Genomic DNA, 7673 nt, shown 5'->3' on the forward strand with positions numbered 1-7673 from the left:
ATCTACCAGAAGTCAGCCGCTGGTGCTTTTATCTCAAAATCCGCTCCTGTTTACCCACAGATATCCCTGAGGAGCCATATATTTATTCAATGCATTATAAAGCTGAGTATCAGTCACCTTCGACAAAGCAATCCGCAGCCAGGTAAAAGACACATTGCAAAAACTTCTCGCGGAAGAGAACCAGCCTGTTAAAGTTATCGCGGCGCATTTGGGATTTCAGGAATCACGCTCCTTTAATCGCAGGACTCATAAAAACCATGGTTTATCTCCCGCAGAACTGCGGGTTCATAACAAAGGCTCTGGGAGTAATGGCAGAATACCTGTTTTCCGTACTTTTATTAGCTGTTCCAGCAGTCGTTATTTATCTCTGTCACCGTTTTCCTCTACTCGATAATCTAGGCAGCGCAGCTCTGTGTTTTCTTGCAAGCGTCGCCTTTGGCCAGTTAATGGAGCATGCACTTCACACAACAGCCTTTCGACCAGTAGCTGAAGACGTTTTAGGAATATTTATCGCCTTCGCCCTGCCACTGTTGTTGTTTTCATCTGATGTTAAAGCCTGGTTTACACTGGCTAGCCGTACAATGATTTCAATGATCATCGCCATGATGACGGTGGTCTTCCTGGCAACACTGCTAACACTTTTCTTCCAAAGCCATATCAATGAGCTGCCTTACATAGCCAGCATGGCGGTAGGGAATTTCACTGGCTCCCTGGTGAATGGTGCGGCACTGAAAACGGGACTACAGGCCAGCAACGAAAGTTTTCTGCTGGTTTATGGATATGACGTTCTCATTTCCAGCCTGTACCTTCTTTTCCTGATTACTTTTGCCCATAAGTTTGCCAGAAAAGTATTACCGCCATTTCAATCTGCGGACACAAGGCCTGTTGACAACGAACGAAGCGAATTTGACGAATACCGCCTGTTACTTGCAAAGAAATCCTGGCAGCAGCTACGACTCCCTCTTGGTAGTAATCTGCTAATAATAGGTATCGCCCTGTCTGCCTCTTCACTGGTGAGCCAAAATGCTCAAACAGCCACAGCCATCGTGACCCTGACAGTTTTAAGTTTGGCCGCTTCTTTCAACTCCCGAATACGTACGACAAAAAGCACCTACCCCTTGGGCATGTATCTGATCCTTTTGTTTTGTCTGTTTTCAGGCACATTGTTCAGCAAAAGCATTTTGGAACAGGCTACGTTCTCGTTACTGGCCTTTTTTCTGGCCTTAGCGTTTGGCGCGGTTATTGTACATATGTTGTTTTGTCACCTGTTCAGAATTGATGCCGATACTTTTTTGGTGACATCTGTCGCAGCCATCCTCTCCCCTCCCTTTGTCCCCCTGGCAGCGAACGTTATGCATAACCGGACTATCCTGTTAAGTGGCATGAGTGCAGGCGTTCTCGGGTATGCATGTGGTAACATTTTGGGGCTTTTCACTTACTGGCTGATACAACAACTTACGTAGATTCCCGGATGAAATCTTATTTAATTGCAAATTCCTCAAACTTTGCGGTCTCACCTATATTGTCCTTTCAGTATTTTTCGATAACATACCGGCCTTTTTGATTGACGGAGCAGGCAGAACACATGGCATCTTTCGTCCCGGGACAACGCTGGATCAGTGACACCGAGATCGAACAGGGGCTGGGCACCATTCTTACATTCGATGCCCGCACAATAACCCTGCTCTACCCGGCCACAGGTGAAACCCGGGTTTATCGTCAGGAAAACAGTCCTTTGACTCGCGTACAATTTGAACCGGGGGATTCTGTAGCCAGCCATGATGGCTGGGTACTGACTGTATCCGGTGTTGAGGAAAAGAACGGTCTACTGGTTTATACCGGTACTGACGAAAACGGTGAGCACCGTGAATTGCCGGAAGCCAATCTCGATAATTTTATCGAGTTCAACAAGCCGCAGGATCGCCTGCTGGCTGGCCAGATCGACCTGAACAGCAATTTCTCATTGCGGTATCAAACTCTGGCTCATTACAACCGTCTATGCCAATCCCCTTGGCTAGGGCTGTCTGGCGCCCGTGCCAGCCTGATTCCCCATCAGCTGCATATTGCCCATGAAGTGGCCGACCGCTACGCACCCCGGGTTCTTCTGGCCGATGAAGTAGGCTTGGGCAAAACCATTGAAGCCGGCTTGATTCTGAATCGTCAGCTGCTCACCGGACGTGCCTCACGTATTCTAATTCTGGTACCAGAGCCTCTGGTTCATCAGTGGCTGGTAGAAATGCTGCGCCGCTTTAATCTGGCATTCAGCGTTTTCGATGAAGAACGTTGCCGTAATGCCGATGGTGATAACCCCTTTGCCAGCGAACAACTGGTACTGGCGAGTATTGATTTCCTGCGTAACAGCCCGGAACATCAAGCTCAGGCACTGGATGCTGGCTGGGATCTACTCGTTGTGGATGAAGCCCACCACCTTGAATGGACAGAAGAAAACGGTGCCGGCCCAGATTACCAGTTGGTAGAGAAGCTGGCTGAAGATACTCCTGGAATCCTTCTCCTTACCGCAACGCCTGAACAACTGGGCCATGCTGGTCACTTTGCCCGCCTGCGCCTACTGGATCCGGATCGTTTCCACAGTCTGGAGGAGTTCCAGAAAGAGGAAGCCAGCTACGAGCCCGTTGCCGAAGCGACCAGAGAACTGCTGGACACCGGCCGCATTTCCGAAGAGGCTGCCAACAACCTGCGATCCCTGCTTGGCACCGAAGCGGATGGCTTGATTGCCATTATCAATGATGGTGACCAGACCGAAGCTACGCACTCCAATGCCAGAGAACAGCTGATCCGTGCACTTCTGGACCGCCATGGCACTGGCCGCATATTGTTCCGTAATACCCGTGCAGCCGTCCCTGGTTTCCCAGGTCGCGCCGTTCAGGGCTATCCACAAGAACGACCAGAACTGTACACCATTGCCCTGGAAGAGAGTGCCAAAACTGCAACACTCAAAAGCCAAAGCTCCGATTTACGGGAACAGCAGTTCCCTGAACTGGCTTACCAGAGGCATGTCACTATTGATGATGCCGACCCATGGTGGAAAGTCGACCCCCGCGTTGACTGGCTGGTCAATATGCTCAAGCTGCTTCGCAAAGAAAAGATTCTGGTGATTTGCGCTAATAGCAGCACGGCAATGGATCTGGAAAATGCTCTGCGTATCAGTGCAGGTACGCAAGCCTCTGTCTTTCATGAAGGCATGAGCATTGTTGAGCGTGACCGTGCCGCAGCCTGGTTTGCTGATGAAGAGTATGGTGCCCAGGTGTTGATCTGCTCTGAGATCGGCAGCGAAGGCCGTAACTTCCAGTTTGCCCATCATCTGGTTCTGTTCGATATGCCTGCTAACCCAGATCTTCTGGAACAGCGTATCGGTCGCTTGGATCGCATCGGTCAGGAAGAAACTATCCGCATTCATGTTCCTTACATTAAGGGGACCGGGCAGGAGCGCCTGTTCCAGTGGTATAACGATGGACTGAATGCATTTGCTGACACCTGCCCGGCTGGTAGCGTTGTTTACTCCCGTCTGCGTGAAGAGCAAGAGGCCTGGCTGCTAAACGCTTCCTGTAAAGATGAGGATCAAACCGGCAGCGAAACAAGCTGGGATTTCGAGACCCTGGTTGAACGCTCCCGCGCCATGAACGGTGAAGTCAGCAAGCATCTGCGCCTTGGCCGGGATCGCCTTCTGGAACTGAACTCCCGTGGTGCAGGCAGCAAGCGTGATCTGGTTGGTGAAATCAGCAGTGAAGACACCCCCAAAGTACTGTCCAACTACGTAGAAAAGCTGTTCGAAAGCTTCGGCCTGGAAACCGAGGATCACTCCAAGAACGCTTTGGTGGTACGCCCCGGCAATCATATGACAGTGACCAGCTACCCTGGCCTGCCAACCGATGGTACAACCATTACGTTCAACCGGGACATGGCCCTCTCCCGCGAAGATATGCAGTTCGTTACCTGGGAGCACCCTATGGTGCGTGAAGGTATGGATATGCTGCTTACCAGCGAAAGCGGTAACACCGCCTGCGCAATTATTAAGAGCAAAGGCCTGAAACCGGGGCTGATGTTGATGGAAGCCATCTTTGTAGTGGAAGCCAGTGGTGACAAAGGTCTACAGCTGGAGCGATTCCTGCCACCAACTGTATTGCGTACACTGATTGATCCATCCCTTAAGAATCTGGATGCCAAGGTGCCGTTCAAGAATCTGGATGCCCAACTGCAGAAGCTGAAAACCAGTACTGCCCGCAAGGTGGTGAAAAACCAGCGAGAGGCTGTTGTGAAAATGGCCAAGGCAGCGGAAAACCATGCCCGTGGCCAGGTAGCGGATATTATTAATAATTCCTGCCAGAAACTCATGAATAACATCACTCAGGAAATTCGCCGGATGGCGGCTCTCAAAGCCGTTAACCCGAACATCCGCGATGAAGAGATTGAGTTCCTCAAACAACAGGCTGCCCAGGGTCATCAGCTGCTGCAAAAAGCCCAAATGCGACTGGATGCTATCCGGTTGATTTTCACAACCTGATTGCTCCGCCCAAAAAACCGATTCATACACCGTGGGTCGGTTTTAACAATCAACAGCTCTCCCCTGCATGAAAAGCGACACAGTAGTCATAACCAGTATTTTTTGTAGTATTTTTCCTGTATTTCTGTGATATTCCCTTGCTTCCCCGTTCAGCTCTCCCTACCCTACCTCTATGCTGAGCAAGAAGTACCTGCCGTCCAGCCATGACAAGCACAATTACACCCCATACAGCCAGCCCCTGCTTTCAGTTGAAAGGCAGCATGATCACTATGATGACGCTGGAACTGTATCGCTTTGATGAACTAAACCTGCATCACCAACTGCAAGGATTAGTCGCTAAGGCTCCACGCTTTTTTGAAAACACGCCGGTCGTCGTAGGACTGGAAAACCTTCATGACCCGGAAGGCCCCATAGATCTGCCACGGCTTTGTTCTTTATGTGCGGGCTTTGGCATAAACCTGATAGCTATTCGAGGCGGCAACGCTGACCATAGAACCAGTGCCTCAGACGCCGGTTTGGCCTGCCTTCCGGCACAGCCTGCATCAGCGGCCAGAAAGGTGCCCTCAGCCACTCACTCTTTTGATAGCAACCCAGCTTCATCGGTCACGCCTCTTAAGAAGGAGAATGTTACTCCGATTCATCAGAATGAGTCAGGCCTGAATAATACGGTTTCACCAGAACCATCCGATGCAAGAAAAGACGAACCAGCCCCAGAGTCACCGGTTTACCAAACTCCGAAAATCATCAGTAGTCCAATACGTTCCGGGCAACAGGTGTTTCACGACGGAGATCTGATACTCACCGGGCCAGTCAGTACCGGCGCCGAAGTGCTGGTGACTGGTAACCTGTATGCTTACGGCGCATTTCGTGGACGAGCCCTGGTGGGTGTGAAAGGCAATGGTCAGGCACGTATTTTCTGCACTCATTTTGAAGCCGAGCTGGTTTCCATTCATGGGCACTACAAAATGGCGGCTGCTATGGACAAGTCCCTCTGGAAACAAGCGGTGCAGGTTTACCTGCAAGACGATTCACTGGCTCTTAAACAGCTCACCTGAATCTTTGTACACATAAAATTGAATACCGGTAGGGGGAAACCTTGGCGAGAATAATTGTTGTCACTTCAGGTAAAGGTGGCGTTGGTAAAACCACCACCAGTGCCGCCCTGTCTACTGGTCTGGCTCTTCAAGGGCATCGCACCGTTGTTATTGATTTTGATATTGGCCTGCGCAATCTTGATCTGGTTATGGGCTGCGAGCGTCGTGTTGTTTACGATTTCATCAACATTATTAACGGTGAGGCGGCTCTCCATCAGGCGTTGATCAAAGACAAACATACCGACAATCTTTTTGTTCTTCCTGCCTCCCAAACCCGTGATAAAGATGCTCTGACACCGGAAGGTGTCGCCCAGGTTTTGGAAACCCTCTCCAAAGAGTTCGATTATATTGTCTGCGACTCTCCCGCAGGCATTGAGCGCGGCGCATTGATGGCTCTTTACCATGCTGATGAAGCCATTATCACTACAAACCCTGAAGTCTCTTCAGTGCGTGATTCTGACCGTATTCTTGGCATTCTGCACAGCAAGTCCCGCAGGGCAGAATTGAATCTTGAGCCTGTTCGTGAACACCTGCTACTGACTCGTTATGACCCAACACGAGTTGAACGTGGTGATATGCTCAGTGTTGAGGATGTGACTGACATTCTGGCCATTCCTTTACTCGGGGTTATCCCGGAAGATGACACTGTATTGAAAGCATCCAATCAGGGGATGCCGGTTATTCATCTGGAAGACAGCGATGCCGGTAATGCCTATGATGATGCTGTACAGCGTTTTCTTGGTCAGGAATGCCCTATGCGATTCCTGGAGGCTCCCCGTAAAGGGTTATTACAAAGGATATTTGGAGGGCAAGGATGAGCATTCTGGAAGTGTTCCGGCACAAACAGAAAAAAACCAACAGCGCGGCTATCGCCAGAGAGAGATTGCAGATCATTGTTGCTCACGAACGCAATGGCGAGCACACAACTCCTGATTACCTGCCATCCATGAAGCAGGACATTCTGGAAGTTGTGCGCAAGTACGTTGACGTACAACAGGAGCATGTCAGCATCACCTTTGAGAGTCAGCAGGATGTTTCCATACTGGAGTTGAATGTTACACTCCCGGAAACCAATTCGGTGGCCAGTTAGAATCTGATCACCCCCTGCACAAGAACAAAGGGTTTCGTACAGGATGTATCTGGAGTTAGGCGACATTTTTGTTCTGGCTGTTATTGCCACTTTTGCTATGTTTTGGTGGAACAGCCAGACAGTACGTCAACTTGCCACCCGCCACGCCAAAGCCCGCTGTAAAGAACTGGATCTGCAGTTTCTCGATGGCGGCATTTCCCTGAATTTTAAAAGTATCGCCCGCAGCCCCAGCGGCAGCCTGGTGATCAGGCGCAGCTGCACATTTGAGTTTTCTTCTACCGGCGAAGACCGCTATCAAGGCGAAGTTCTGATGCTGGGGAATCATCTGCAGGAAATACGCATTCCACCCCATATGCTTCCCTAGGGGGCGTTCTCAATTAAGCATACGATTCAGCGCCACCCGAAGATCATTGCCTAATTGAGAACGCCCCCTGGCATTATCTTTGCGGACAGTCTCCAGACATTTGTTGTCCTGTATCAACGTGGCCCGTGTATCTCCGATTTAGGATGTGCGTCCACGCGATTTCATTCATCAGCCTGTCATCCCCGGATGGGAGTCAGGCTGCGCAAAAGTGAGTTTTATAAGCGATATCAGAAATCTGCACCCACAGGGTGTATGGCAGCAGTTCGCCGATATCTGTGCAATCCCCCCACCCTTCCCACCATGAAGACAAGATTCGTCAGCATGTGGTTGCTTTCTGCGCGAGCAAAGGCCTGGATCACACGGTTGATGCCACTGGCAATGTGATTATCCGCAAGCCTGCCACAGAAGGTCTGGAAAATCGCCGTGGCGTTATTCTGCAGGCCCATATGGATATGGTTCCCGAGAAGAACAGCGACAAAGAACACGATTTCCAGAACGACGCTATCGAAACCATCATCGATGGTGAGTAACCGATCATTCCAGCCCGTTATCGCTTTAACGCGGTAGATCTGATCGTAAAGGCTCAGCAGCAAACTTTTCTTT

General features: G+C 50.3%; 7 protein-coding genes. All 7 read left to right on the plus strand.

Features of this window, described 5'->3' with window-relative positions; genetic code table 11:
• Nucleotides 1–308: 308 nt before the first annotated feature.
• The 7 genes from QMA35_RS20355 to QMA35_RS20385 all read left to right on the plus strand — a co-directional run bounded on the left by QMA35_RS20355 (nt 309) and on the right by QMA35_RS20385 (nt 7600).
• A complete protein-coding gene (locus tag QMA35_RS20355; protein WP_281648981.1) occupies nt 309–1463 on the plus strand; it encodes a hypothetical protein in 1155 nt (384 codons plus the stop codon).
• Nucleotides 1464–1585: 122 nt separating this feature from the next.
• Nucleotides 1586–4522 carry an RNA polymerase-associated protein RapA gene (gene rapA / locus QMA35_RS20360; RefSeq protein WP_281648982.1) on the plus strand — a complete coding sequence of 979 codons (2937 nt, stop codon included), beginning with the start codon at nt 1586–1588 and terminating at the stop codon, nt 4520–4522.
• A 203-nt stretch (nt 4523–4725) separates the two neighbouring features.
• Entirely contained in the window at nt 4726–5577 is an 852-nt protein-coding gene (gene minC / locus QMA35_RS20365; protein WP_281648983.1) for a septum site-determining protein MinC, read from the plus strand.
• Nucleotides 5578–5618: 41 nt separating this feature from the next.
• Nucleotides 5619–6434, plus strand: coding sequence for a septum site-determining protein MinD (gene minD / locus QMA35_RS20370; protein WP_281648984.1), 816 nt, complete (start codon nt 5619–5621; stop codon nt 6432–6434).
• Complete coding sequence (gene minE / locus QMA35_RS20375) at nt 6431–6706, plus strand: cell division topological specificity factor MinE (RefSeq protein ID WP_281648985.1); 276 nt, start codon at nt 6431–6433, stop codon at nt 6704–6706. Before minD ends, minE begins: the two co-directional genes overlap by 4 nt.
• A 43-nt stretch (nt 6707–6749) precedes the next feature.
• Nucleotides 6750–7070: a DUF3301 domain-containing protein gene (locus QMA35_RS20380; RefSeq protein ID WP_281648986.1), complete on the plus strand. Its 321-nt coding sequence runs from the start codon at nt 6750–6752 to the stop codon at nt 7068–7070.
• Nucleotides 7071–7345: 275 nt separating this feature from the next.
• Nucleotides 7346–7600, plus strand: a complete 255-nt coding sequence (locus QMA35_RS20385) for a hypothetical protein (RefSeq protein ID WP_281648987.1) — start codon at nt 7346–7348, stop codon at nt 7598–7600.
• Nucleotides 7601–7673: the final 73 nt, after the last annotated feature.

This window comes from Parendozoicomonas sp. Alg238-R29 (genome assembly GCF_947331445.1).
Taxonomy (GTDB): Bacteria; Pseudomonadota; Gammaproteobacteria; order Pseudomonadales; family Endozoicomonadaceae; genus Sansalvadorimonas.